This is a genomic window from Thiocystis violacea, from assembly GCF_016583575.1.
GTDB lineage: Bacteria > Pseudomonadota > Gammaproteobacteria > Chromatiales > Chromatiaceae > Thiocystis > Thiocystis violacea.
Genome location: NZ_NRRG01000062.1, coordinates 1 through 23,667, shown reverse-complemented (window position 1 = coordinate 23,667; position 23,667 = coordinate 1). Strand labels below are relative to the sequence as shown.

The window sequence follows — 23,667 nt, the reverse complement described above, 5'->3', positions numbered from 1 at the left end:
GACAATGAACAGGCACAGGGGATCGTGGTCCTTGGGAAGTGACGAAACCACCCAGGAGACCCCCGATGCCTGTCATCACGATTCTACACCGATGCCTGGATCCGTTACTTCCACACATCTATTGCCGGCGCCTGGCCACCCTGTTTGCGGCCGTGGTGTCGTGTGTGAGTGGACCGGCCCTGTCGTTGACCGATGTCGGTCGGCGCTTCGGGGACGCGGTCGATCTGCGCTACAAGATCAAACGCGCCGATCGCCTGCTGGGCAATCGGCACCTGCAAGGCGAAGCGCGCTCCATTGATCGGGCGCTCTGCCGGGTCACCTTGGCGCGCCTGAAAGAACCGCTGATCCTGATCGATTGGTCGGACCTGAAGGCCGATCAGTCGCGGCACCTGCTGCGTGCCTCGCGGCCCGTCGGCGGGCGCAGCCTGACCCTGTACGAGGAGGTGCATCCGCAGAAGAGGCTGGGCAACCGCACGGTCCAGCATCGTTTTCTGCACCGGTTGGCGGAGCTGTTGCCGCCGGGCTTGGCGCCGATCATCATCGCCGATGCGGGCTTCAAAGTGCCGTTTTTCCGCGAAGTCGAGCGCCTCGGCTGGCGCTGGGTCGGACGCGTCCGGGGACGCGATTTCGTGAAACTGAACACGCGCTGGATCAGTTGCAAGACCCTTTTCAAACGCGCGACCACGACGCCGCCGGCAAGCGGTCCCGCTCCAAGAAGAGTCGGCAGGCCGCCCGGGCGGCGCGCGAACCCTGGTTGCTGGTCGCCTCGACGCGCTTCGCCGACGGCACGGCACGCGCTGTGGTGCGACTGTAGCGCCAACGCATGCAAATTGAAGAGAGTTTTCGAGACATGAAAAATTTGCATTTTGGCGAGGGGTTAGAACGCAGTCGCTCCCGCAGTGCCGGGCGCTTCACGGTGTTGGTGCTGATTGCCTCACTGGGCGCCTTCCTGCTGTGGCTACTCGGCACGGCCGCCGAACGGGCCGGGATTGATCGGCGGTTGCATCCGGGAAACGGCAAGCGACGCGTCTATTCGCGCCATTTCCTGGCCCGGTTGCTGTGCGCCCTGGAGAGTTGTCGTCCCGTCCTGGATGAGTTGATTCCAACCGTCGACCTGCCTGGTCAATGGGTAGCGAATGACCATGACGCACTGCTAGCCGATGGCGTTGGCGGGGGTGAGTTCGTGGGGATACCTCAGGGTTGGAGGCCATTCGTGGGGTGAAAACCGTCAACGAGATTGGCCAGGAGCACGGCGTGCATCCGCTGCAAGTCGGACAATGGAAGAAGGAGATTTTGGAGTACGCCGGAACGCTGTGCGAGACCAAACGTAGGCGCAAGCCTGCGGATGATCAGAGCGCGCCAGAACGACTCTACAGCGAGATCGGGCGCCTGAAGGTGGATACGGGCCTGGTCTGTTGTGAATTGCCAATCGACACCCGTCGCGCACGGTTCAGCGGAACGAGGCACTAGGCGCCGCGACCGCGCGAACCGCCCCGATGGCGTCGGATCAAGTCACGGTAGTAACGGGCGCTCGACTTGGGCACCCGCGCGAGGCTGACGGGGTCGATCTGGAAGAGACCGAAGCGCTGACCATACCCCCGAGCCCATTCGAAATTGTCGAACAGCGACCAGACGAAATAGCCCCGCAAATCGACACCTTGCGCCAGCGCCTCCTGGGCGGCCAGCAGGTGCGCGCGCAGATAGTCGACCCGTCGCGGGTCCGGAGTCTCGCCGTCCAGCGGTCCGCCATCCGCGAAGGCCGCGCCGTTCTCGGTGATGTAGAGCGGCGGATTGGCATACCGCTCCTTGAGCCATAGCAGGGTTTCGGTCAGCCCCTGGGGATAGACTTCCCAGTCCATGGTAGTGCGGGGAGCCGGCTCCGGGGTGACGCGGACCGCGCCAAGCGGCTGGACATCGGGATCGGCCCGCACCAGTCCACGCGAATAATAATTCACCCCAATGAAATCGGTCGGTGCTTGGATGCGCTTGAGGTCCGCGTCCGGGAAGGCGGGCCAGGCGGGGCCGAACAGGGCCGCCAGTTCCGGCGGATAGACGCCCAGCAACAGCGGATCCAGGAACCAGCGATTGATGAAGGCGTCGCGCCGCGCGGCGGCGGCCCGGTCCTCGGGCGAGGCGGACGCGGGATGCTGGGGCTCCAGGTTGACCGCGAGCCCGATGCGATGGCGACCAAGGGCGCGGTAGGCGGCGACCGCTTCGGCATGGGCCAGCAGCAGATGGTGCGCGACCCTCGGCGGCTCGAAGAGGTCGCGATGGCCCGGCGCCAGCTCGCCATCCAGATGACCCGGAATCGTCACTACCCAGGGCTCGTTCAGGGTCACCCACAGGGGCACGCGGTCATCGAGCGCGCGAAACATCAGATCCGCGTAATCGGCGAACCAGCCGGGGCTGTCCGGATTCAGCCAGCCGCCGCGATCCTGCAAGGCGGCCGGCAGATCCCAGTGATAGAGGGTGAGCATGGGCGCGATGCCCCGCTCCAGCAGCCCATCCACCAGACGCCGATAGAAATCGAGTCCCTTGGGATTGACACTCCCCCGCCCTTCCGGCAGAACCCGGCCCCAAGCGACGCTGAAGCGATAGGCTCCGAGACCCAGCCCGGCCATCAGATCCAGATCCTCGACCAGGCGACGGTAGTGATCGCAGGCCAGATCGCCGGTGTCGCCATTGAGCACCCGGCCAGGCGTGTGGGCGAAGCGGTGCCAGATGCTCGGGCCGGCGCCATCGGCCAGCGGCGAGCCCTCGATCTGATAGGCCGAGGTGGCGGCGCCCCAAAGAAAATCAGCGGGAAAAAGCGGATCGTCACTCATGAACGGGCGCCATCGGGTCTCCAGGGCTTCGACGGTGGCTCCTCGGGAGCGGTCCCGTTACCTGGAGGGCTCAGACGCCAGGAACCGTCGTCGGCGATCCGCAGCAGACGGTCATAAAAGCGCGGATCGTCCGCCGCGTCGCCCAGGGTGAGATAGGTGATGTCGCGCTGGCGCAGCAGGTTGAGCAGGTCGCCCAATGGGCATTCGCTCAAACTCCGGCTCGGGTGATCCAGGAAGACGAACCGGGGCGCGGCCAGCAGCACCCGCGCGAAGGCTAGGCGTTGCTGCTCGTTCAGCGACAGCAGATCGCTCCAGTTCTGCTCGTGGTCCAATCCGCCCGATTTGTCGAGCAGCCCTTCCAGGTTCAGCGCCCTGAGGCTGTCGAGGATCTTCCAATCGGGGATCCCCTGCTCCAGTCCGGCGCGCAGCAGAATCTCACGCAGGGTTCCGGGCGGCACATAGGGTCGCTCGGGCAGAAAGAAGATTTCATCGTGACCGGGGTGCAGGATGCGCCCCGCGCCGTGATACCAGAGGTCGGCGGTCGCCCGGAACAGCGCCTTCTCGGCCGCCTCGCTGGTGGAACGCACCAGCAGACAGACCCCGGCCGGAATCGAGAGCGTCAGATCCTGGACCAGGATCCGCCCATCCCTGGGGGATTGGAGCGTGAGGCGCTCGAAGGCGACGCTGCCGCAGGCCTCGCTGAATTCCACCGTTGGGGCTTGGACCGCGGTCTCCTGGGTCATGGCGTCGCGCAGGGCGTTGAGCCGGGCCACCACCGCCGTATAGGCCGAGATCGACTGGAACTGGGTGATGATGAGCGAAAAGGCCCCAAGCAGATGACCGAAGGCCATGGCCGACTGGGTGATCTCGCCGAAGTCCGCCTGGCCCTGGATGAAGAGCGGGGCCACGATCAGGGCCGGGATGATCTGGATCAGATAGTTGTAGCCGGTGGTGAAGAAGCTGAGGTTGCGGTTGACCTCGATGATGCGCTGAAAATTCGCGGTCAGCCGATCCAGCCGATCGCGCAGACGTGCCCTGAGCCGCCCCTCGCGACGCAGGAGCGCCACCGACTCGGCATTCGCCCGCACATGCACCAGGCGCGCGCGGAAGTTGGCCTCCTTGTCGAGCTGGTCGTAATTGAGCCGCACCAGCGGCTTGCCCAGATAGATGGTCAACAAGGAACCCAGGATGGAGTAGGCGACCGCCACCACGAACAGCCGCGGACTGATGCTCCAGAGCACCCCGGAGAAGGCCGCCACGGTGAAGGTGGCGTTGAGGAACATGAGGGTGAAGGAAAGCGTGGTCGCGGTGAGCGCGCGGATATCCTCGGCGATGCGCTGATCCGGATTCGGCAATTCCCCGCTGGCGTGCAGCCGGAAATAGGTCCGATCGTTCAGATAGCGTTCGATCGCCCGCTGGGTCAGCCACTTGCGCCACAAGAGCCCGAGTCGCTCCTCGGTGTAGCGATAGAAGACGGCGACGACCGTCGACACGCCCATGACCCCGACGAAGAGGAGCGCGTAGAAGAGGAACCCATCCATGTTCTTGTTTTCGATCGAGGTCATGAAGTCCCGATTGACATAACTGGTCAGGACATTCAGGCCGTTGATGGCAAAAAGAAAGACGATGAGGAGCGCGAACATCAGGCGCGCCTTGCCGCCAATCTCCGAGCGACCGAGCTCGCGCATCATGAGGCGAAAGCGCCCCCAGATGGCCGGAGTGATGGGCACCTTGAGCAGGTTCAGGAGGGACCAGACGATGCGCATGGCCGAGGTTTCGGCACCCTTGGCGTGAGGCCGCTCGATCAGGGGCGGCGGGTGGAGGATTCAAGGTGACTGTGCGAAGGGGCCAGTATAGCTTATGTGCCCTTTTCGCCGAGCCCCCTAAGAGGCCCGGCGGACTCCGAATCCCTGGAGCTTCAAGCGCTTTGGATTGGCGGCGGCACTCCCGCCAAGCCACGGGGTTGCGCCTGGAACACGCGCCCACATCTGGCGCTCAATGGCCGCGCTCCAGCAACCAGACGTCGGCGATGTGCAGACTGAGATCCGCGACGGTCAGACTCAGGGTCGCGAATCCCAGCACCAGGGCCCACTGAAACCACCGCCAGAGCTGGCCGAGCAGGCGCCCACTCCAAACGTCCGAATGCGATCGCGGTAGTCCCGGCGAATGGGCGAAGACATCGATGAAGATCAGTCCCGTCACCGCCCAGAGCATGAGCATGATGGCCGGCATCAGAATGGCATCGCCTTCCTTGCCGACGAAGGCGAACAGCCCAAAGGCCGCGCTCAGCACCCCGCAAGCCACGAGGCCGATCAACAGCGGGCGAATGGGCAGCAAACGGCGGGCGACCCCATGAATGTGCTCCAACATGGCTGAACTCATCCGATCGAGGTTATCGCGGCCGGCTTTGGACCGCTGACTGAAGGTTCCGGGAGGATGATACAGAATCGCCAGAACGAATCGACCTCGCCGGGTACGGGGACGATGATCGGCTCCCGAACACCTTGATGCCCCCCGAAACCCCCGCGGTGGACTCGACCATGGTCTTGCTTGGCGTCATTCGACAGGATCCCTCTCCCCGGGTTGGCGGCCACCGGCGGCGGTCCCTCGATGATTATCGATCAAGATGTAGACACTGATGAGCAGCACCCAGACCGGAAAGACCATCAGGGCCGACTCGATGTGGCGACCGCTGAACAGGAGCAGCAGGGCCAGGAGATACCCGAGGAAGGCGATCCAGCGAGCGAGGAAGCCGGTGCGCAGGGCCAGCGTCGAGGTGACGATCATGAAGACCCCGGCCATCTTGATGGCGTAGACGTTCATGATCTCGTAGGTGATGGCGCGACCGAGGCTAAAGGTCGTGGAGCCGAGCAGCCGTCCCGGATCGGCCGTGTGGGCGATGATGAGCCCGCCGACGACCGCCGCCGAGAAGAAGAGCATGGCGAGGAAGAGCAGACCGCTGCCGAGGAAAACGGTCGCGAAAAAGCGGTCCTCCCGCTCGCCCAGTCGGTCGCGCAGCACCCCGATGAACCAGAGGAAGGCGATACCGGCGAAGGGAACCAGATTCAGCGCCAGCGCCACCGTATCCGTGCGGGTCTCAAGCCAGGCTCCGGCCTCCAGCGGATCGTAGGGTACCGCCTGGCGCAGCAGCAGGAGGCTCGCGATCAACAGGATCGAAAAGAGGAGGCCGGCGATGGCGGCGGCGCCTGGCGCCCGCAGTCGCTCCCCGGACTCGAGCCGCCTGGCGGTCATTGCAGATAGCGCTCCGCCGCCGTCACGAAATCCTCCCGCTCGGGCAACTCGGCGGGCACGATGGTGAGCGGCAAGAGGATGGCGCGTCGATCGCGGGCATTGCGCAGCTCCAGCAGCTCGATACGGCGCGCGGAGGGATCCCGCTCGTCGCGCTGGATGTTCATGGGATCGAGAAAGAGGGTGATCGGCTCGGACCAGAGCTGGCGCTCGGCCTCCGCGAGCACTTCGGCGACGATCCGCAGATGAATGTGCAACACCTCGTGATCCGCGCCCAAGGCGTCCAACTGAGCGCTGATCGCATCCAGTTCGGCCACCAGGGTAGCCGGATCCGGGTGTCCGGCCTCGGTTTGCTCGAAGCTCCAGCCGCCACGCTCCAGCGCGGCCAGCTTGCGCCTGAGCAGATCGCGCTGACGGGTCAGGTCGGCGCGCTCCACCCGCGCCTCGGCGATCCGGGTCAAGGCCAGGGTTAGCAGATGGTCGAAGGCACGGCGCTTCCACTGACGGCGGCTCTCCGCCTCGCTCGCGTTCGGATCCAGCAGTCGATGGGCCGTGAAGCTGACCGCCACCTGAGGCACATCGCGCCGCACCTGATCGCCGACCAGATCCATCCCCAGGATGTTGCGCTCCACCCGCTCGGCCAGCAGCAGGGCGCTGACCTGTCCGGCGTCACGCCCCTCCGCGCTCGCCAGGAACTCGCTCAGTGCCGAATCACGCCCGAGTAGATCCAGCATGTCGCCTGCGGAGGAGAAAACCGCCGCTAGACGCGGGTCCGCGCCGTGGTCGCGCGCGCGTGCCGACAGCGGCTCATGGATGGCATCCACCAGCGCCACCACATGGTCGATCGCCTGGACGATCGGTTTCCGCAACCGTTTGCGGTAACCCGGCAGGAGGCGCAGCCGCGAGTCCGTGCCGTCCACGGCACGCTCGGTCGCTAGGTCGATGAGCGATTCCGGGTAGCGCCCGCGCGTTTCTCCACCGCCGAAGATGGATTGGAAGAGTTTCAAGGATCACCTCCGATTGAGTCGCGCCCGGCGAGGAAATGGACAGGATTAACAGGATTCTTCAAGATTGACAGGATTAAAAACAGAACTTTATACATCCTGTCAATCCTGTCCATGACCGGACGGATCGCGGGTACAAGGCTTCCCGGTAATCGTCTTATTTCGGAGGGCAGACCGCTGAATCAGGATCCACCAATCCGCTACGTCGAACCGGTCTATCGTCCGCCGAGCGAGGCCGAGTCGCTGATCCTGCCGGTCACCGACGGCTGTTCCTGGAATCGCTGCCTCTTCTGCGAGATGTATCGGCTGCCGCAAAAGCGGTTTCGCGCCAGGGAGGAGGCCGAGGTACTGGACGGCATCCGCCGCGCCGGCGAGCAGTTGGGCGATCAGGTACGCCGGGTTTTCCTGGCCGATGGCGATGCGCTGGCCTTGCCGACACGCCGCCTGCTGGCCTATCTGGAGGCGATCCGCGCCCATCTGCCTTCCGTGCATCGCGTCTCCAGCTATTGCCTGGCGCGCAATCTGAGAAAGAAGACGGTCGGCGAACTCAATGAGCTGTGCGACGCGGGCCTGAAGCTCGCTTACCTCGGCGCGGAATCCGGCGACGATACCCTGCTCGCGCGGGTGAACAAGGGCGAAAGCTTCGATTCGACCCGCGAGTCGCTCGACAAGCTCCGCCAGGCCGGTATCCGCCGTTCGGTCATGATCATCAATGGTCTGGGCGGCGAAGCCCTGAGCGATCGACACGCGGACAACTCCGCGCGCCTGATCAATATCACGGCGCCCGAGTACCTGTCCACCCTGGTGCTCATGCTGAACGACGGCGGCGCCCGCTATCGCGCCGCCTGGCCAGAGTGGCAGGCCCTGCCGCCATCCGGGCTGTTTCGCGAAATGGAGCGATTCCTGTCCGCGCTCGAACTCCGGCGGACCATCTTCCGCTCGGATCACGCCTCGAACTGGCTGGTTCTGAAGGGAACGCTCGGCGCCGACAAGGAAGCGCTGCTGGCGCGTGTCAGGGCGGCGATCGACCGGCCGGACACCGCTTCACTGCGGGCCGGGTCGCGACGAGGACTTTAGGGCGTGAGCGCGACCGAACATCGGCGCGCTACCGGCCTGGGCGTCCCGGCCTAACCCGCGACAGAGAAGCCCGAAGGCGACGGGTCGGCCGCCCGAGGGCCGCCGCCCGATCGCCCGAGGCTCAGTCGCCCTCGAACTCACAAAGCGCGTGGACCTTGTGTCCGTGCTTTTCGAGCCGCGCGCGCCCGCCGAGATCCGGCAGGTCGATGACGAAACAGCACTCGACGATCTTGCCGCCCATGCTCTCGATCAGCTTGCAGGCCGCCTCGGCCGTGCCGCCGGTGGCGATGAGGTCATCGACCAGCAGGATATGCTCGCCCTTGGACACTGAATCCACATGCATCTCGATGCGGTCGGTGCCGTATTCGAGATCGTAATCGTGCCCGACGGTCTCGGCCGGCAGCTTGCCCTTCTTGCGAATCGGCACGAAACCGAGACCCAGTTGGTAAGCCAGCGCCGCGCCGACGATGAAGCCGCGCGCCTCGATGCCGGCCACCCGATCGATTTTCGTGTCGCTATAACGATTGAGCAGCTCATTGATGGTGACGCGGAAACCGATGGGGTCCTTGAGCAGGGTCGTGATGTCGCGAAACATGACGCCCGGCTTGGGATAATGGGGAACGGTGCGAATGCGCGACTTGATGGGCATGGGTCGATATCCGGAAAAGGGTTAGCGGGGATTGAGCAGACGGCCGGCGACCGCGTCCAGACGCTGGACGAGTTCGGGATCGCGCGCCTCGGGCGGGGTGATCAGGGCATGTTCGAGCGCCGTGCGACAACCGCAGGTCGCGGCGCCGGCATCGCTCTGGAGGCGCGGCGCGAGCTTTCTCACCATGTCGCGAGCGTTGTCGGCATTGGACAGCAGCACCTTGACGATGGCGTCCACCGTGACGTCGTCGTGATTGGGATGCCAGCAGTCGAAATCGGTGACCATGGCGACCGTCGCATAGCACATCTCGGCCTCGCGCGCCAGCTTGGCCTCGGGCATGTTGGTCATGCCGATGACGTCGCAATTCCAGCTCCGATAAAGCTCGGACTCGGCCAGACTGGAGAACTGCGGCCCTTCCATGACCAGATAGGTGCCGCCGCGCGCCACCTCGATGCCAGCCTCGCGCGCCGCCGCCTCGATATGGTCGCCGAGCCGATGGCATACCGGATGCGCCATGGAGACATGCGCCACCAGTCCGGTGCCGAAGAAGCTCTTGTCGCGGGCAAAGGTGCGGTCGATGAACTGATCGACGATCACGAACATGCCCGGACGCAGATGCTCGCGCAGCGAACCCACGGCGCTGACCGAGATCACCTCGGTGACCCCCGCGCGCTTGAGCGCGTCGATATTGGCGCGGAAGTTGATATCGGACGGCGGGATCCGGTGCCCGCGACCATGGCGGGGCAGAAACACCATGGGCTGCCCGTTCAGCTCGCCGCGCAGCAACTCGTCCGAGGGCGCGCCGAAGGGCGAGTCGACACGCTCCCAGCGCTTGTTGGTGAGCCCTTCGATGTCATAGACACCGCTGCCACCGATGATCCCGATCACCCGGGCGCTACTCTCGCCTGCCATTCGCTATCCCCCAAATCCGAGTTTCAACAGGGCCGAGAGTCTACCCGATTGGCCGCGCGAATTGGCATCGGCATGCGTTCCGGGCCTAAGGCGATTTCCGGGAAAGGAAGTAACCGTATTTAGGGGCGATTTAAATCGCCCCTACAAGACTTGCCGCCATTCGAGGTCGGAATACTGATTCCCGGAAATCACCTTAGCACGTCGCCGTTCACCCTCCTGGCCGGAGCCGACCGGCGCGCGACCATCCCGCGCATGGCGTTCCTCTGACCTGCATCAATCCAGGGGTGCGCGTCTCTTTGGAAATCGCGCCTCCCGGTTTAGTGTCGCGCCCTGTGGGAATCGCCCGCGCCATCGGGCCGGATCGCCAGGCGAGGCGACTCCCGAGGATTCCTTCCCGCGCCCCTTTCATAAGCAGCAAAGGCTTGCCACCCATGACCTCCCAAGCATTCTTCCGTCGCGGCGACCTGGACGGTTTCTTCGGTCTCTTCGTCGACAATCTCCTGCAGATCATGCTGATCGTGCTGCTCGGGCCGACGCTGTGCGGATTCACCTCCGCCATGATCGCCGAGCAGATCCTGCCGGCGGTCGCCGTGTCGGTGGTGTTCGGCAATCTCTTCTACGCCTGGCAGGCGCGCCGGCTGGCGATTCGTACCGGTCGCTCCGACGTGACCGCCCTGCCCTACGGCATCAATACCGTCAGCCTCATGGCCTTCATGTTCCTGGTGATCGGTCCGGTCTACCGCGACACGGGCGATGCGCGGTTGGCCTGGCAAGTCGGTCTGTTCGCCTGTTTCCTCAATGGCGTCATGGAGATCCTCGGCGCCTTCGTGGCCGACTGGCTGCGCCGCAACACGCCCCGCGCGGCCCTGCTCTCGGCGCTCGGCGGCATCGCCCTGACCTTCATCGCCATGGGCTTCGTGTTCCAGATTTTCGCGGCCCCGGCGCTCGCGATGCTGCCGATGATGATCCTGCTCGGCGTCTATGCGGCGAAACTGCGTCTTCCCTGGGGCTTACCCGGCGGGTTTGTCGCGGTCTGCACCGGCGTGGCGATCGCGGCCCTGCTCCACGCGGTCGGGTGGCTACCGAGCGTCGCGCCGCCGGTCGCGGTGGATCTCGGGTTCCATCCGCCGCAACCGGTGCCGGGCGAGATGCTGGCGCTGATGCTCTCGCCCCTGGGCTGGAAGTACTTCGCCGTGATCCTGCCCATGGGGCTCATCAACATCCTCGGCGCGCTGCAAAACCTGGAAAGCGCGGAGGCCGCCGGGGATCGCTACGAGACGCGCTCCTCGCTGCTGGCCAATGGATTCGGCACCCTGCTCGCCGCCGGTTTCGGCAGCGCCTTTCCGACGACCATCTACATCGGCCACCCCGCCTGGAAGTCCATGGGCGCCGGAACGGGCTATTCGGTGCTCAACGCGCTCGCCATGAGCCTGCTCTGCTTCACCGGGGCCTATGCCGCCGTGATGGCCTGGGTGCCGCTGGAGGCGACGCTCGGCATCCTGCTCTGGATCGGGCTGACCATGACCAGCCAGGCGTTTCAGGAAACGCCCCGCCGACATGCCCTGGCCGTGAGTCTCGGCCTGATTCCGGCGCTGGCGGCCTGGGCCTTGCTGTTGATCGAGACGACGCTGCGGGTGAGCGGCAGCTCACTACTGGCGGTGGTGGACCGCTTCGGCAACGATCTCTATATCCACGGGGTGATCGCGCTCAGCCAGGGATTCGTCTTCACCTCCACGGTTCTGGCCGCCATGCTGGCCTTCATGATCGACCGCCGTTTCGACAAAGCCGCCGCCTGGTCGCTGGCCGCCGCCGCGCTGTCCTATTTCGGCGTCATCCACGCCTATCGACTGGTCGAGAGCGGCGTGCAGAATCACTTCGGACTGAACGCCGCGCCGGAGTTCGCCGTCATGTACAGCCTCTCCGCGCTGCTGCTCTGGCTGTTTCACCGCTATGCCCAGCGAACCGCGACGGTGGCCGCGGACGAGGTTTGAAACATGGGTAATGCCCCGATTCGTGGATGGGTAGAGTGAAGCGAAACCCATCGAGCCCCGCGCCGAGGTTTCAGGATCGCGCCCAACAAAAAACGCCCCCGGTTTCCCGAGGGCGTTCAAAGGTCAGGCGTTGGTGCCATGAACTACCTTGCTCAGGACGGGGCGGCGGAGCGTAGTGCCTCGACCTGGGCCACGCGCAGTCCCGTGGCCTGGGCGATCTGCCCGTCGCTGAGTACGCCGAGCATGATGAGGTTGCGGGCGGTGTCCAGGGCGGCTTCCAGGCGACCTTCCTGACGGCCTTCCTGACGGCCTTTCCGCATCCCAATCTGCTCGCCCTCCTCGCGCGCCTCCTTGAGCAAAGACACCTCATCGTGCAGCGCCCGCTCGCGCACGAACGCCAGCCGCCGCGCTTCCTCGTCGGCGCTCAACTGACGCACGCGGTTCAGCGCCTCCTGAATCGGGGCATGTTCGATCGCGGCCATGGTCTGCTCCTCTCGCCAATGTTCGAAAAAGGTGATCCACGCGGACAGCGGATCGGACCCGAGTCCGAGCCGGTCCGCCTTCTTCAATTCGATCAGCGTCAATTGTAGCCGGTTCCCCAGCGTGACCTCGGGCTGACGCGCGTCGCGCATCTCGAAGCGCCACCGCGCCTGCGCGCACTGTTCAGGCGTGTCGGTAAACAGATCGAAGTCCAGCAGATGGATGCCGACCGCCGCGCGCAACGTGACGTAATCCTCGCCCTGCTCCAATTGAGGCGCCAGCATCCGCGCCAAATAGTAGAGCGCCCGCTGGTGCCAGGCACCATGGCGACGCACTTGGATCTCGACATTGTAGGCGTGCCCCTCCCCATCGCGCGCCAGCACGTCGAGGATGATGTACTTGCCGCGCAACTCCTCGGCGTTGATGCCCGGATTGAGAATCTCCACCGAGTGGATCTCGGGCAGGTCCGGGCGCAGGTCGTTGATCAACGACACCAGCAACTCGGGAGCCTCGCCAAAGAGGCGCTTGAAGACGTAGTCGTTCTTGGGGTCGAGCAGCGCGTCAGTCGTGACGAAGGGCATGGCGGAAGGACGGTCCGGGGGCGGGATGTCGCCATTGTAGCCACGTCGGGAGGGGCGAGCGCGAATGTCAGGTGGCCAACAGCGGCAACCCAACCGCCGCCGCAGTGCGGATGTGCAATGGGAACAGATCTGAACCCGGCTTCCGGACGTCAGTCCTCGCGCGGTCGCTCGGTTCGTCGCCGCTTGACGATGGACTGAGCACGCTTGGACTCCAGGCGTCGCTCCTTCGAGGCACGGCTGGGTCGGGTGGCGATGCGGGGCTTGGGTCGGTGGGCGGCCTGTCGGATCAGCTCCGCCAAACGCATCCGGGCATCTTCCCTGTTGCGTTCGCGGGTACGGAAGCGATGGGCCTCGATCGTCACCACCCCCTCCCCATCGGCGCGTCGCCCGGCCAGCCGCAGCAGACGTTGGCGCACATCCTCGGGGAGCGAGGGAGAACGAGCGGCATCGAAGCGCAGTTGGACCGCGGTCTCCACCTTGTTCACATTCTGCCCGCCAGGCCCCGGAGAGCGGATGAACCGCTCGGAAAGCTCGGACTCGGCGATGAGGATAGCGGGGGTGATCTCAAGCATGGGCGGATTCTGAGGCTCCGCTCCCGGCCGGACAAGCCGGCTCCTAGTTTTGACGTGGCCGAGGACTAAACCGAGAACTCGAAATCCATGGCGATGGTCGGCGGTTGCACGTAGGGGCCTTGAATCAGATCGACACCGGCGCTGAAGAGCTGCGCGATCGCGGTTGGCCCATCGACGCCGGTGGCGATGACCCGCGCCCCGCATGCCTGGACCGACTGGATCAGCCAGGCGATCGAGTCCGCGTCCGGCCCGTGGATCACGCTCCGGCTGATGCGCGCGTAGGCCGAGGGTAGGGCATGCAGGACGCGCATGCTGCGCTCGCTGAAGTCGATGCCGTTCAGACAGATACGGATTCCCAGCCGTCCGAGTTCGCGCGCCCGCCGGGTGGCGAGTTTGAGCTGTTGGTCGGCCTCCGTGATCTCGAACTGCAAGACGGGACGCAGTCGGATCAGATCGCGGTCATTGATCTGATCGCGCACCCAGTCGATCCAGCCGTCATCCTCCAGTCCGAGGAGCGTCTGGTGAATGAACAGCAACACGGGTTTGCCGTTGTCCATTCGCTCCTTGAGCGCATCCAGGCCGGAGGACAGGAGCCAGCGGTCCAGCCTGGGCGCGAGGTCCGAGCGAGCCACGACCGGAAGGAAGGCCGCGGGGGATAGCAACTCGCCGCCGCCGATGCACAGGCGCGGCGTCATCTCGTAGCGCTCGCCGATCAGGCCGGTCAGCGCCACCATGGGCTCGAACAGCCGTTGCAGCCGGTCGTCCTCGACCGCCTCCAGAATCTGGGAGACATGGAGCTCGTCCTCCTCGCGCGCGTCGACCGGCTGGTAGCGGGCGACCCGCTCGCCACCGCGCCGCAGTGATGCATCCGCCGCCTTGCGCGCCCGCGAGAGCAGGGTCACCGAATCCTGGCAGGCGCCGGTCAAAGGATACCAGCCGCTGCCCAGGGCCGCGCCCATGGTCGTTTGATCGAGCACCTTGACCACCTGAAAGGTCAGGATCTGGGCGAACTGCGTGATGGCCTGGTGATTCGCCCGCCACACCAGAATCGCCACGGAGCGCTCGCCCACGCGGGCCGCCAGATCGCCCTGATGGAGACGCGCGGCGATCTCCGCCGCCATCACCTCCAGGGATTCCTCGTCGCCCATCAGTTCCAGATAGATGATGGCGCGCTGACCCGCGCGACGCTCGAATCCGCTGGCCTCCGACGCCGACCGACCCGAGTAGGACTGCCCGATCAACCAGTCCAGATGCTTGAGCAGACGCTCGCGCGTGCCGAGCCGGGTGAGCGGGTCGAGCGTCTCCGGACCATGAATGTGTCGCCGCCGCTCAGTGGCGCGCCGCAGGCGCTCGCGCACCGAGGACACCAGCCGGTCAGGCGCGACCGGCTTGGACAGGAAGTCGTCGCCACCGATCCGCAGGGCCTCCAGTTGCAGATCCGGATCCAGCTCGGCGGACAGGAAGATGATGGGAAGCTCGGCGAACTGGTCGTGTCCGCGAATGATGCCGGTCAGCTCGATCCCCGAGGCGCCCGGCATGTGCAGATCCATTAGAACCAGATCCGGGTTGAACCGTTCCAGGGCCTCGATGACCCGCAGTGGATCGCTCACGCGCTCGGTCACCATGCCGGCGCCTTGCAACACGCGGGAGGCAAAGAGCGCAGCGACTGGCTGATCGTCGACCACGAGGATCCGCTCCGGATCCGGTCGCCGCGCCCCGACCAGTCGCGCCAGGCGCTCGGCGAGCTCGTCGACGACGGATGGAAACGTGAGACAGGCCTCAGCGCCCGCCCGCAGGGCGGCGAGCCGCAGGCGGATGTCCTCGCGCGGGATGAGGATGACCAGCCGCGCGGATGTCGGCTGATCGGCCAGGAGACGACCGGCCAGTTCCCCGATGTCCTCGGGGTTGGTCGAAGGCGGCAGGCTAAGCAGCAGCAGCGAGGGGCTGTTGGCGGTGATGATCGCCCTCGCCTCCGCGATCTCGGCGCACGCCTCCAGGGACACCCCGCGCGTAGCGAGAGCCGCCCGCAGCGGCTCGGCCATCGTGGCATCGGATGTTACGAGGAGGATCGCGCCTGTGGGTCGATTGTCGTCCATGGTCGGATTCTGTCGTGTTCGGCTCGTCGTCAAGAGAAAAGGGGCGGAGCCAGGTGCCGGTCATTATCCGGCTTCGGATACGTCCATGACTATATTGAACACAAAAATCCTGGCTGCACAAATCGCCGACGAAACCTGAGCGTCGGCGCCAATTAGCCCTCGCCCCTGAGCGTTCGCAAGGGCGGGTGAATCAGCAGCGGATAGGTCGCGAGCGTACCGGCCAATCCGATCAGCAGCCCCGATCCAAAAACCCCGATCGCCCAGAGCATGGGGTTGAAGCTGAACTCCAGCTCGAAGAGTTGCTCGGCGAGCAGCCAGCCGGTCGCTTCCGCGAAGATGGAGGCGAGCAGACCGGCGAGCAGTCCGGCGACGGTGAACTCGACCGCCAGGCTGGTCAGCAGGGCGCGGCGGCTGGCGCCGAGGGTGCGCAGGATGCCGTGCTCGACCCGGCGTTGCTCCAGACTCGCCTGGATCCCGGCGTACATCACCAGCAGACCCGCCCCCAGGGTGAAGAGGAAGACGTACTCGACCGCCAGCACGCCCCGGTCGATGACCTGGCGGACCTGGCGCAGGATGGAGTCCACGTCCAGGGTGGTGACGCTTGGGAAGGTCCGGGAGAGCTCGACGATGACCGATTCGCGGTCCTTGGGCAGATGGAAGCTGGTGATGAAGGTCGCGGCCTCGTCCTGGAGCAGGGCGGGGGAGGCGGTGACGAAGAAGTTGACGTTGAAGCTGTCCCAGCGCACCTCGCGCAGACTGGTGACCGGACCGCTGACCTCGTGACCCGAGACCCAGAAGGCCAGCTCGTCGCCGAGCTTGATGCCGAGTGTCTCGGCGATACCCTCCTCGACCGAGAACTGGGGCGGGGCCTCGCCGTCGGGCCACCAGCGGCCAGCGAGGATGCGGTTGTCCGGCTGTGGTTCCACGCCGTAGCTCAGGTTGAACTCGCGGGTGGCGAGCTGTTCGGCGCGCGGATTCTCGTAATCGGAGGGCTCGACCGCGTGCGCGTTGATGCGGGTGAGCCGGCCTCGGATCATGGGATAGAGTTCGGGCGCGGCGATTCCGGCCCTGTCGAGAAAGCCCCGCAGCGGCTCGACCTCCTGGGGCTGGATGTTGATCAGGAAATAGTTGGGCGCGCCCTCGGGGAGGGTGTCCTGCCAGGCTTTCAGCAGATCCACCCGCACCACGGCGAGCAGCAGGAGCGCCAGGATGCCGATGCCGAAGCCGGCGATCTGCAGGACCGCCGCGCTCGGACGTCGCGCCAGCGCCGCCAGGCCGAGCCGCCAGACCCCGCGCGCGCGACCGGCGAGATGACCCGCCAGCCGCACCAGCAGGAGCACCGCGCCGATCAGCGTCGCCAGGGTCGCGAACACGCCAGCGAGCAGTTTCCAGGCGAGCCCGAAGTCGCCGGCCTGCCAGACGACCAGCAGGGCCAGCGCCAGGGCGGCGGCGGCGAGGGTGAGCGCGGCGGAGGCGCGTGGCGTCCCCAGGTCGCGACGCAGCGCGCGCAGCGGCGGAACCTTGGCCAGTTGGACCAGCGGCGGCACGGCGAAGCCCAGCAGGGCGATCAGGCCAGTCGCGATCCCGACCAGGACCGGGGCGAACGAGGGCGGCGGCAGATCCTGACCGATCCAGTCCGCGAGCGCCGCCAGCAGACCGGCCTGACCCAGCCAGCCGAGCAGACAGCCGACCAGGCTGGCGAGAAGTCCGAACAGAACCAGACGCAGCACGAAGACCCGCATCAGCAGGTTTCGCGGCGCGCCGAGACAGCGCATCACGGCCACCGCATCGGTCTGGCGCTCGACCAGGCGATGGCTGGCGAGCGCGATGGCGGAGCCGGCGACCAGCAGGGTCACCAGGGTCGCCAGATGCAGGAAGCGCGAGGCGCGATCGACGGCGGAGGCGAATTCGGGTCGGGCGTCGAGCGCGTTGTTGAGTGTGACGTTGGCGGCGAGCCGGGGCTTGACCCAGGTGGCGAAGGCGTCCACCGGGGTCGCCGCGCCGGCGATCAGGAGTCGATGGGTGACGCGGCTCGCCGGTCCGATCAGGCCGGTCGCCTCCAGGTCGGCCAGATTCATGAGGACGCGCGGGGCGATGTTGAAGAAGCTCCGGCCCTGGTCCGGTTCGAGGGTCAGGATGGCCCCGATGCGCAAGCGCGACTCGCCGATGCCGAGACGCTCGCCGATCGCGACCCCGAGAAGGCGCAACAGACGCGATTCGACCCAGACCTCGCCAGGCGGCGGGCCGCCCTCCGCGCGTCGATCCAGGCTGTCGAAGCCGTCGCTGACGCGAAGCTGGCCGCGCAGCGGATAGGCGGGATCGGTCGCCTTCATCAGCACCAATTGGGGACCTTGGTCGGCCACGACCACGCTGCGGAATTCGACCGTGCGCGCGATGGAGAGACCGCGTGTCTCGGCCTCGTTCGAGAGATCGTCCGCCAGCGGAGAGGAGGATTCGAGCGCCAGATCGGCCGCGATCAGCTCGCCGCCCTGTCGCTCCATGGTCGCCTCGACCCGATCGGTGAAGAAGCCGACCGCCGTGATGGCCGCGACCGTGAGCACCAGCGCGGCGGACAGCAGATAGAGATCGCCACCGCGCCAGTCCTGACGCAGCAGCCGCAGGGTGATCCGCCAGGCCGTCATGCGAGGGTCTCCAGACGCCCGTCGTGCATCCGCAGCCGGCGGTCGCAGCGCTCGGCGAGTTGGGGGTCATGGGTGACCAGCACCAGGGCCGCGCCCGATCCCAGGCCGGCGTCGCGGCGCAGATCGAGCAGCAGATCGATGATGTGCTCGCCGGTGGTCTGATCCAGATTGCCGGTCGGCTCGTCCGCGAAGAGCACGGCGGGGCGGGGCGCGTAGGCCCGGGCGATGGCGACCCGCTGTTGCTCGCCGCCGGAGAGCTGGCGCGGATAGTGCCCGGCGCGCGGCGTCAGCCCGACCCGCTCTAGGGCGTCGTCGGCGCGGCGCGCGGCGTCGGGCGCGCCGGTCAGTTCCAGCGGGAGCAGCACGTTCTCGCGCGCGGTCAGTGTTTGCAGGAGCTGAAAATTCTGGAACACGAAGCCGACCCGTCCCGCGCGCAACTCGGCGCGACCGTCCTCGTCCAGATCGGCGATCCGCCGGCCGCACAGCCAGACCTCGCCGGAGCTGGCGTCGTCCAGACCGGCCAGCAGGCCGAGCAGGGTCGACTTGCCGGATCCGGACGCGCCCAGGATGGCGACCGCCTCGCCGGCGTTGATCTCCAGGTCCAGCGCCGCGAGGATGGTCAAGCCGCCGGCCGGCCCGGTAACATGCTTGCCTAATCCAATCGCCCGCGATACGGCTTGATCCGACATGATCCGACTACTCCTGTTCTTACTGCTGTGGCTGCCCCTGATCGTCGTCGCCAAGCCACCGGTCGTGCTGGTACTGGGCGACAGCCTGAGCGCGAGCTATGGCCTGGCGAGCGATGAGGGTTGGGTCGCGTTGCTCGCGGGGCGCATCACCGGTGAGGGCCTGCCGCACCAGGTAGTCAACGCGAGCGTTTCGGGGGATACGACAACGGGTGGGTTGACAAGGTTGCCGCCCCTGCTGGAACGGCATCGGCCGGCGGTGCTGGTCATCGAGTTGGGCGCCAACGATGGATTGCGGGGACTCGGTTTCGACGTGATCCGCGAGAACCTCGCGCGGCTCGTGACCCAAGGTCGAGACGTCGGTGCTCGCGTCCTGTTGATCGGCGTGCGCCTGCCGCCGAACTATGGTGCGTCTTACACCCGCGGCTTTCAAGCCATGTTCCAGGAGGTCGGCGCGGCTCAGGGCGTGCCACTGGTTCCGGCCCTGTTGAAGGATGTAGCGGAGAACTGGGAGCTGATGCAGCCCGATGGACTGCATCCCACCGCCGAGGCGCAGGGCCGGATCCTGGACAACGTCTGGCCGACCCTGGAGCCACTGCTGAGGGCGAGCGCCGGGAATCGGCCGTGAGCGGGGTTCATGGAATGTCCATACCCCATACCAGGCTTTCGGATAGACAGGATTAACAGGCTTTTTATGGGACAACCGTCGTTTGTCCTGTAAATCCTGAAACATCCTGTTAATCCTGTCCATTCTTCGGACATCTAGCCCCTGCACCCGCTTCCAGTCCAATTCCGGACCCTCGGGTCCAAACACACATGGAGTCTCTCATGCAACGCGTCACGATCGTGGGTTCCGGCTTCGCCGCCTTGACGGCGGTGATCACTCTGCGACGGCTCGATCCCGAGCTTGAAATCACCCTGGTCAGCCGAAAACCCGAGTTCATGTATTACCCCGGACTCATCTGGGTACCCTGCGGTCTGCGCACGGGCGATGACCTGGTCATCGATCTGCGCCATTTCTTCGACCGGATGAAGGTCAGGCACATGGCCGGAGAGGCGACCGGCTTGAAGAACGGCGGGCGGTTGCTGGAAACCACCCACGGGTCGGTCGAGAACGACGGCCTCATCATCGCCAGCGGCGGGCGCTTCATCAAGAAGCTGCCCGGCATCGAGCACGCCATCGTCCCCTGCGAGGGCGTGGCCGCCGTCAAGGAGATCCGCGATCGGGTCCGGGCGATGGATGGCGGCAGCATCGCCATGGGCTTCGCCAGCAACCCGAACGAGCAAAGCTCCATGCGCGGCGGGCCTATCTTCGAGTTCCTGTTCGGCATGGACAACCAGTTGCGCCGGGAGAAGCGGCGCGACAGGTTCGATCTGCATTTCTTCACCCCGGCCGAGCGTCCCGGAAACCGGCTCGGTCCCAAGGCGGTCGACGGCCTGCTGGCCGAGATGAAGCGGTGTGGCATCCGCACCCATCTGGGACACAAGCTCAAGGGCTTCTCGCCGACCGCCGTGACCACCGAGGCCGAGGAATTCGCTGCCGATCTCATCCTCTTCATGCCGGGCGTGACCGGTAACGCCTGGTTCGACAATACCGATCTGCCGCGCTCGCCGGGCGGTCTGTTGCAGGCGGACGCCCAGTGTCGGGTGCCGGGTTTCGAGCGGGTCTACGTGGCGGGGGATTCGGGGAGCTTCCCCGGACCGGACTGGATGCCCAAGCAGGGCCACATGGCGGATCTGCAGGCGCGGGCGGCGGCGCGCAATCTGGTCGGCGAGTTCGCGGGGCGCGCGCCCAAGGCGACCTTCCGGGTAGAGCTGATCTGCATCGTCGACACCAATCAGAGCGGGATGCTCGTGGCGCGCACCGAGAAATATAACCTGGTGCTGCCCTCGATGCGCCTCTTCCACTGGCTCAAGCGCTTCTTCGAGTGGATGTATCTGCGGCGTTATCGCTAAACCGGGTATAAGCCCCGTCAGCCACTAGAGACCAACCTTCGATGCTTAATGAAACGCCGGCCAAGGCCGGCGTTTCGGGGCCGATCAGGGGCGAGCGTCGACTTCTGCCTGCTTAGGCGTCTGTATGAGGTCGTGGCGGCTTACACCGAGCATCACGGCCACCGCGCTGGCGATGTAGATGGTCGAATAGGTGCCGGAAATGACGCCGATGATCAGCGCCAGCGAGAATCCACGCAGGTTTTCGCCCCCGAACGCATAGAGCGCCACCACCACCAGGAGCACGGTTCCCGCCGTGATGACGGTGCGTGACATGGTTTCGTTGACCGACTTATTCATGATCTCCAGAGCCGTTCCCTTGCGCATCTTGCGGAAACTTTCCCGGACCCGGTCGAACACGACAATGGTGTCGTTCAGCGAGTAGCCGATGACCGTCAGCACCGCCGCCAGGACGTTGAGATCGAAATCGATTTGGAACAGCGAAAATATCCCCATGATCAAGATACTGTCATGCACCGTGGCCGCCACCGCCCCGACCGAAAAGCGCCATTCGAACCGCAGGGAGACGTAGGCGAGGATGCCCATGACCGAAAACAGCACCGCCAACCCGCTTTGCTCGGCCAATTCCTTGCCGACCTGAGGACCGACGAATTCGACCCGGCGCAACTCCACCTGATCCGGGGCGGCCGCGTTCAGGGCGCGCAGCACGCGCTGGCTGAGTTCGGCGTCGTTCACATCACCAACGGGAGGGATGCGCAGGAGAACATCCCGTGGGGTTCCGAACTGCTGAACCATGACGCTGCCGAAGTCGCCGTCGGACAGGGCCGCGCGGACGTCGGCGAGGTCCGCCGGCGTTTTATAGCCGACCTCGATCAGGGTGCCGCCCGTGAAGTCCAGGCCACGATTGACCCCGAGGATGGCCAGCGAGAGCAGGCTCACGAGCATGATCACGCCGGAGAGGATCAGCGCCTTACGGCGCTGGGAGAGAAAGTCCAGATTGGGGAGTTTGATGGCGAGCATGGGGATGTCCTTCAAACAGGCAGGGATTTCAACCGTTTGCCGCCGTACAGCAGATTGATGGCAGCGCGGCTACAGGTGATGGCGGTGAACATGGAGGTGATCAGACCAATCGTCAGGGTGACGGCGAACCCCTTGACCGGGCCGGTGCCGAAGCTGAACAGCATGAGCGCGGCGATCAGGGTCGTGACGTTGGCGTCGATGATGCTCGACAGCGCCTTCTCATAGCCCGCGGCGATACTCGCCTGGGGTGAGTTGCCGATCCGAACCTCCTCGCGGATACGCTCGAAGATCAGTACGTTGGCATCCACCGCCATGCCGATCGTGAGGACCATTCCGGCGATGCCCGGCATGGTCAGGGTCGCGCCCAGCATCCCCAGCACGGCAATGATCATCACCAGGTTCAAGAGCAGGACCAGGTTCGCGATCAGCCCAAAGACGCGGTAGTAGATCCCCATGAAGATCACGACCAGGATAAAGCCGATGGTGACCGAGAGCAGACCCTGGTCAATGTTGTCCTGGCCCAGGCTGGGGCCGATGGTGCGTTCCTCGACGATCTCGATCGGAGCGGCCAGCGCGCCCGAGCGCAGGAGCAGGGCGGTGTTGTGGGCCTCGTTGCTGCTATCGAGTCCGGTGGTCTGGAAGCGCCGCCCGAAGGGCTCGCGAATCGTCGCGACACTGAAGACCTCCTCCACCTTGCGGGTCGACTTGACCGGCTCGCCATCCACCATCTTGGTGGTGGTGCGGTTCTCGATGAAGACCACCGCCATCGGCTTGCCGACATTCTCGGTGGTGACATCGCGCATGCGCCGCGCGCCCTGGCCGTCGAGATTGACGAATACCGCTGGCGTGCCGCTCTGGCCGTCGAAACCGGCCGAGGCGTCGGTGATCTGATCGCCGGTGACGATGACGCGGCGTTTGAGCAGAATCGGTTTTCCGTCGCGCTCGTAATAGAGCTTGCTGCCCATCGGTGGGCGTCCAGCCACCGCGTCGGACACGCTGCCCTCGGTATCGACCAACCGATATTCCAGGGTAGCGGTGGCGCCGAGGATCTCCTTCAGGCGCCCGGGATCCTGGGCTCCGGGCAACTGCACCACGATGCGCCGCTCGCCCTGGCGTGCGATGCTGGGCTCGGCGACGCCTAGCGCATTGACACGATTGCGCAGGGTGGTGATGTTTTGCTCCAGCGCGAAATCCTTGATCTGCTTCTGCTCGGCCTCGGGCAGGCCGGCCTTGAGTTCGAACTGACCGTCGGTCTCGCTCGTCTGGATTTGGAGATCGCGGAACTCGCGCCTGAGTATTTTCTCGCCCTGGTCGCGGCCAGCCGCGTCAGTGAATTTGATGGTGAGATTCGCTCCGTCACGGGTTACGGACAGATAGTTGGCCTTATCCTCGCGCAACTGGGAGCGAATGTCCCCGATATAGCGCTCCAGGGCCTGGTCCAGGGCGGCTTCCATGTCGACGTCGATGACGACGTGAATACCGCCGCGCAAATCGAGGCCTAGGGACATGGGTTCAAGCCCGACCGCCCGCATCCAGCGTGGCAAATCGGCGGATTGGGTGAGCGCGGTGCGATAACGCTCCGACAGCGTCTGCTCGATCGCCTCCTGCCCCTTCAACTGGTCGCCGGGGGTCGTGAGGCGGACGAGCAATTTGCCGCCGTCCAGAGTGTCGATTCTCTTGAGCGGAACCTTGGCGTTCTCGAGCGCGGCCTTGATCTCGACGGCGCTGGCCTCGGTAACCTCGGCACCGCGCGCGGCGGTGATTTCGATCGATGGATCCTGGGAGTAAAGATTTGGCCAGGCCAGGAACAGGCTGGCCAGGATCACGCCCAGGATCAGTAGATTCTTCCACAGGGGGTATCGGTTCATTGCAGTTCCAATCTCGCCATCACTGGTCGCAAGGGTGGTCGCGGGATATGCGGGGGAGGGGC

Annotated in this window: 20 protein-coding genes and 1 pseudogene; 7 read left to right on the top strand and 14 right to left on the bottom strand. The window is 65.5% G+C overall.

The genetic code is table 11. The features are described 5' to 3' along the window. The first annotated feature begins 65 nt into the window (after nucleotides 1-65). The 3 genes and pseudogenes from CKO27_RS20675 to CKO27_RS20665 form a co-directional block, all read left to right on the top strand. Nucleotides 66-854, top strand: a complete 789-nt coding sequence (locus tag CKO27_RS20675; RefSeq protein ID WP_200376816.1) for an IS4 family transposase — start codon at nucleotides 66-68, stop codon at nucleotides 852-854. Further along, on the top strand, nucleotides 851-1,222 hold the full coding sequence (locus tag CKO27_RS20670) for a hypothetical protein (RefSeq protein ID WP_200376815.1): 372 nt from the start codon (nucleotides 851-853) through the stop codon (nucleotides 1,220-1,222). The genes CKO27_RS20675 and CKO27_RS20670 overlap by 4 nt, the downstream gene beginning before the upstream one ends. After that, nucleotides 1,201-1,401 (top strand): annotated as a pseudogene (locus tag CKO27_RS20665) (transposase); the annotation flags it as partial. The gene CKO27_RS20670 and the pseudogene CKO27_RS20665, both read left to right, overlap by 22 nt. Nucleotides 1,402-1,466: 65 nt before the next feature. Here the strand turns inward: CKO27_RS20665 and CKO27_RS20660 are convergent. From CKO27_RS20660 to CKO27_RS20640, 5 genes are all read right to left on the bottom strand, one after another. Continuing rightward, nucleotides 1,467-2,825, bottom strand: coding sequence for a GH1 family beta-glucosidase (locus CKO27_RS20660; protein ID WP_200376814.1), 1,359 nt, complete (start codon nucleotides 2,823-2,825; stop codon nucleotides 1,467-1,469). After that, on the bottom strand, nucleotides 2,822-4,591 hold the full coding sequence (locus CKO27_RS20655; protein WP_200376813.1) for an ABC transporter ATP-binding protein/permease: 1,770 nt from the start codon (nucleotides 4,589-4,591) through the stop codon (nucleotides 2,822-2,824). The genes CKO27_RS20660 and CKO27_RS20655 overlap by 4 nt, the downstream gene beginning before the upstream one ends. A gap of 229 nt (nucleotides 4,592-4,820) precedes the next feature. Beyond that, nucleotides 4,821-5,195 (bottom strand): hypothetical protein, encoded by a 375-nt coding sequence (locus tag CKO27_RS20650; RefSeq protein WP_200376812.1) that lies wholly within the window; start codon nucleotides 5,193-5,195, stop codon nucleotides 4,821-4,823. Between the two features lie 186 nt (nucleotides 5,196-5,381). Further along, nucleotides 5,382-6,077, bottom strand: coding sequence for a hypothetical protein (locus tag CKO27_RS20645; RefSeq protein WP_200376811.1), 696 nt, complete (start codon nucleotides 6,075-6,077; stop codon nucleotides 5,382-5,384). Next, a complete protein-coding gene (locus tag CKO27_RS20640; protein ID WP_200376810.1) occupies nucleotides 6,074-7,081 on the bottom strand; it encodes a hypothetical protein in 1,008 nt (335 codons plus the stop codon). Before CKO27_RS20640 ends, CKO27_RS20645 begins: the two co-directional genes overlap by 4 nt. A 111-nt stretch (nucleotides 7,082-7,192) precedes the next feature. On the opposite strand from CKO27_RS20640, the gene CKO27_RS20635 reads away from it, so the two are divergent. Beyond that, nucleotides 7,193-8,155: a radical SAM protein gene (locus tag CKO27_RS20635; RefSeq protein ID WP_242471047.1), complete on the top strand. Its 963-nt coding sequence runs from the start codon at nucleotides 7,193-7,195 to the stop codon at nucleotides 8,153-8,155. 121 nt (nucleotides 8,156-8,276) lie between these two features. Here the strand turns inward: CKO27_RS20635 and CKO27_RS20630 are convergent, their stop codons facing one another. Together CKO27_RS20630 and CKO27_RS20625 are read right to left on the bottom strand one after the other, a co-directional pair. Continuing rightward, complete coding sequence (locus CKO27_RS20630; RefSeq protein WP_200376809.1) at nucleotides 8,277-8,804, bottom strand: adenine phosphoribosyltransferase; 528 nt, start codon at nucleotides 8,802-8,804, stop codon at nucleotides 8,277-8,279. A 21-nt stretch (nucleotides 8,805-8,825) separates the two neighbouring features. Then, a complete protein-coding gene (locus tag CKO27_RS20625; RefSeq protein WP_200376808.1) occupies nucleotides 8,826-9,716 on the bottom strand; it encodes an S-methyl-5'-thioadenosine phosphorylase in 891 nt (296 codons plus the stop codon). A 431-nt stretch (nucleotides 9,717-10,147) separates the two neighbouring features. Between CKO27_RS20625 and CKO27_RS20620 the strand changes: the two genes are divergently transcribed. Beyond that, on the top strand, nucleotides 10,148-11,707 hold the full coding sequence (locus CKO27_RS20620; protein WP_200376807.1) for an MFS transporter: 1,560 nt from the start codon (nucleotides 10,148-10,150) through the stop codon (nucleotides 11,705-11,707). A gap of 152 nt (nucleotides 11,708-11,859) precedes the next feature. Here CKO27_RS20620 and CKO27_RS20615 read toward each other — a convergent pair whose 3' ends face one another. From CKO27_RS20615 to CKO27_RS20595, 5 genes are all read right to left on the bottom strand, one after another. Continuing rightward, nucleotides 11,860-12,768: an Rpn family recombination-promoting nuclease/putative transposase gene (locus CKO27_RS20615; RefSeq protein ID WP_200376806.1), complete on the bottom strand. Its 909-nt coding sequence runs from the start codon at nucleotides 12,766-12,768 to the stop codon at nucleotides 11,860-11,862. 149 nt (nucleotides 12,769-12,917) lie between these two features. Beyond that, nucleotides 12,918-13,340 (bottom strand): alternative ribosome rescue aminoacyl-tRNA hydrolase ArfB, encoded by a 423-nt coding sequence (gene arfB / locus CKO27_RS20610; RefSeq protein ID WP_200376805.1) that lies wholly within the window; start codon nucleotides 13,338-13,340, stop codon nucleotides 12,918-12,920. A 65-nt stretch (nucleotides 13,341-13,405) separates the two neighbouring features. Then, nucleotides 13,406-15,382 (bottom strand): EAL domain-containing response regulator, encoded by a 1,977-nt coding sequence (locus CKO27_RS20605; protein ID WP_242471046.1) that lies wholly within the window; start codon nucleotides 15,380-15,382, stop codon nucleotides 13,406-13,408. A gap of 206 nt (nucleotides 15,383-15,588) precedes the next feature. Next, nucleotides 15,589-18,078 (bottom strand): ABC transporter permease, encoded by a 2,490-nt coding sequence (locus CKO27_RS20600; RefSeq protein ID WP_200376803.1) that lies wholly within the window; start codon nucleotides 18,076-18,078, stop codon nucleotides 15,589-15,591. Further along, entirely contained in the window at nucleotides 18,075-18,767 is a 693-nt protein-coding gene (locus CKO27_RS20595; RefSeq protein WP_200376802.1) for an ABC transporter ATP-binding protein, read from the bottom strand. Before CKO27_RS20595 ends, CKO27_RS20600 begins: the two co-directional genes overlap by 4 nt. Here CKO27_RS20595 and CKO27_RS20590 point away from each other — a divergent pair. Both CKO27_RS20590 and CKO27_RS20585 read left to right on the top strand, forming a co-directional pair. Further along, on the top strand, nucleotides 18,766-19,392 hold the full coding sequence (locus CKO27_RS20590) for an arylesterase (RefSeq protein ID WP_200376801.1): 627 nt from the start codon (nucleotides 18,766-18,768) through the stop codon (nucleotides 19,390-19,392). The two genes, CKO27_RS20595 and CKO27_RS20590, sit on opposite strands and share 2 nt — an antisense overlap. Nucleotides 19,393-19,592: 200 nt before the next feature. Continuing rightward, nucleotides 19,593-20,720, top strand: coding sequence for an NAD(P)/FAD-dependent oxidoreductase (locus CKO27_RS20585; protein WP_200376800.1), 1,128 nt, complete (start codon nucleotides 19,593-19,595; stop codon nucleotides 20,718-20,720). 84 nt (nucleotides 20,721-20,804) lie between these two features. Here the strand turns inward: CKO27_RS20585 and secF are convergent, their stop codons facing one another. Together secF and secD are read right to left on the bottom strand one after the other, a co-directional pair. After that, a complete protein-coding gene (gene secF, locus CKO27_RS20580) occupies nucleotides 20,805-21,737 on the bottom strand; it encodes a protein translocase subunit SecF (RefSeq protein WP_200376799.1) in 933 nt (310 codons plus the stop codon). An 11-nt stretch (nucleotides 21,738-21,748) separates the two neighbouring features. Next, the gene (gene secD / locus CKO27_RS20575) at nucleotides 21,749-23,605 is read right to left on the bottom strand and encodes a protein translocase subunit SecD (RefSeq protein ID WP_200376798.1); all 1,857 of its coding nucleotides are present in this window, start codon (nucleotides 23,603-23,605) and stop codon (nucleotides 21,749-21,751) included. Nucleotides 23,606-23,667 lie beyond the last annotated feature (62 nt).

Excerpts from the sequence above, each read along its gene's own strand:
- CKO27_RS20675 (WP_200376816.1), top strand. The coding sequence starts at position 66 with ATGCCTGTCATCACGATTCTACACCGATGCCTGGATCCGTTACTTCCA.
- CKO27_RS20670 (WP_200376815.1), top strand. The coding sequence starts at position 851 with ATGAAAAATTTGCATTTTGGCGAGGGGTTAGAACGCAGTCGCTCCCGC.
- CKO27_RS20660 (WP_200376814.1), bottom strand. The coding sequence starts at position 2,825 with ATGAGTGACGATCCGCTTTTTCCCGCTGATTTTCTTTGGGGCGCCGCC.
- CKO27_RS20655 (WP_200376813.1), bottom strand. The coding sequence starts at position 4,591 with ATGCGCATCGTCTGGTCCCTCCTGAACCTGCTCAAGGTGCCCATCACT.
- CKO27_RS20650 (WP_200376812.1), bottom strand. The coding sequence starts at position 5,195 with ATGTTGGAGCACATTCATGGGGTCGCCCGCCGTTTGCTGCCCATTCGC.
- CKO27_RS20645 (WP_200376811.1), bottom strand. The coding sequence starts at position 6,077 with ATGACCGCCAGGCGGCTCGAGTCCGGGGAGCGACTGCGGGCGCCAGGC.
- CKO27_RS20635 (WP_242471047.1), top strand. The coding sequence starts at position 7,193 with ATGACCGGACGGATCGCGGGTACAAGGCTTCCCGGTAATCGTCTTATT.
- CKO27_RS20630 (WP_200376809.1), bottom strand. The coding sequence starts at position 8,804 with ATGCCCATCAAGTCGCGCATTCGCACCGTTCCCCATTATCCCAAGCCG.
- CKO27_RS20625 (WP_200376808.1), bottom strand. The coding sequence starts at position 9,716 with ATGGCAGGCGAGAGTAGCGCCCGGGTGATCGGGATCATCGGTGGCAGC.
- CKO27_RS20620 (WP_200376807.1), top strand. The coding sequence starts at position 10,148 with ATGACCTCCCAAGCATTCTTCCGTCGCGGCGACCTGGACGGTTTCTTC.
- CKO27_RS20615 (WP_200376806.1), bottom strand. The coding sequence starts at position 12,768 with ATGCCCTTCGTCACGACTGACGCGCTGCTCGACCCCAAGAACGACTAC.
- arfB (WP_200376805.1), bottom strand. The coding sequence starts at position 13,340 with ATGCTTGAGATCACCCCCGCTATCCTCATCGCCGAGTCCGAGCTTTCC.
- CKO27_RS20605 (WP_242471046.1), bottom strand. The coding sequence starts at position 15,382 with ATGGCCGAGCCGCTGCGGGCGGCTCTCGCTACGCGCGGGGTGTCCCTG.
- CKO27_RS20600 (WP_200376803.1), bottom strand. The coding sequence starts at position 18,078 with ATGACGGCCTGGCGGATCACCCTGCGGCTGCTGCGTCAGGACTGGCGC.
- CKO27_RS20590 (WP_200376801.1), top strand. The coding sequence starts at position 18,766 with ATGATCCGACTACTCCTGTTCTTACTGCTGTGGCTGCCCCTGATCGTC.
- CKO27_RS20595 (WP_200376802.1), bottom strand. The coding sequence starts at position 18,767 with ATGTCGGATCAAGCCGTATCGCGGGCGATTGGATTAGGCAAGCATGTT.
- CKO27_RS20585 (WP_200376800.1), top strand. The coding sequence starts at position 19,593 with ATGCAACGCGTCACGATCGTGGGTTCCGGCTTCGCCGCCTTGACGGCG.
- secF (WP_200376799.1), bottom strand. The coding sequence starts at position 21,737 with ATGCTCGCCATCAAACTCCCCAATCTGGACTTTCTCTCCCAGCGCCGT.
- secD (WP_200376798.1), bottom strand. The coding sequence starts at position 23,605 with ATGAACCGATACCCCCTGTGGAAGAATCTACTGATCCTGGGCGTGATC.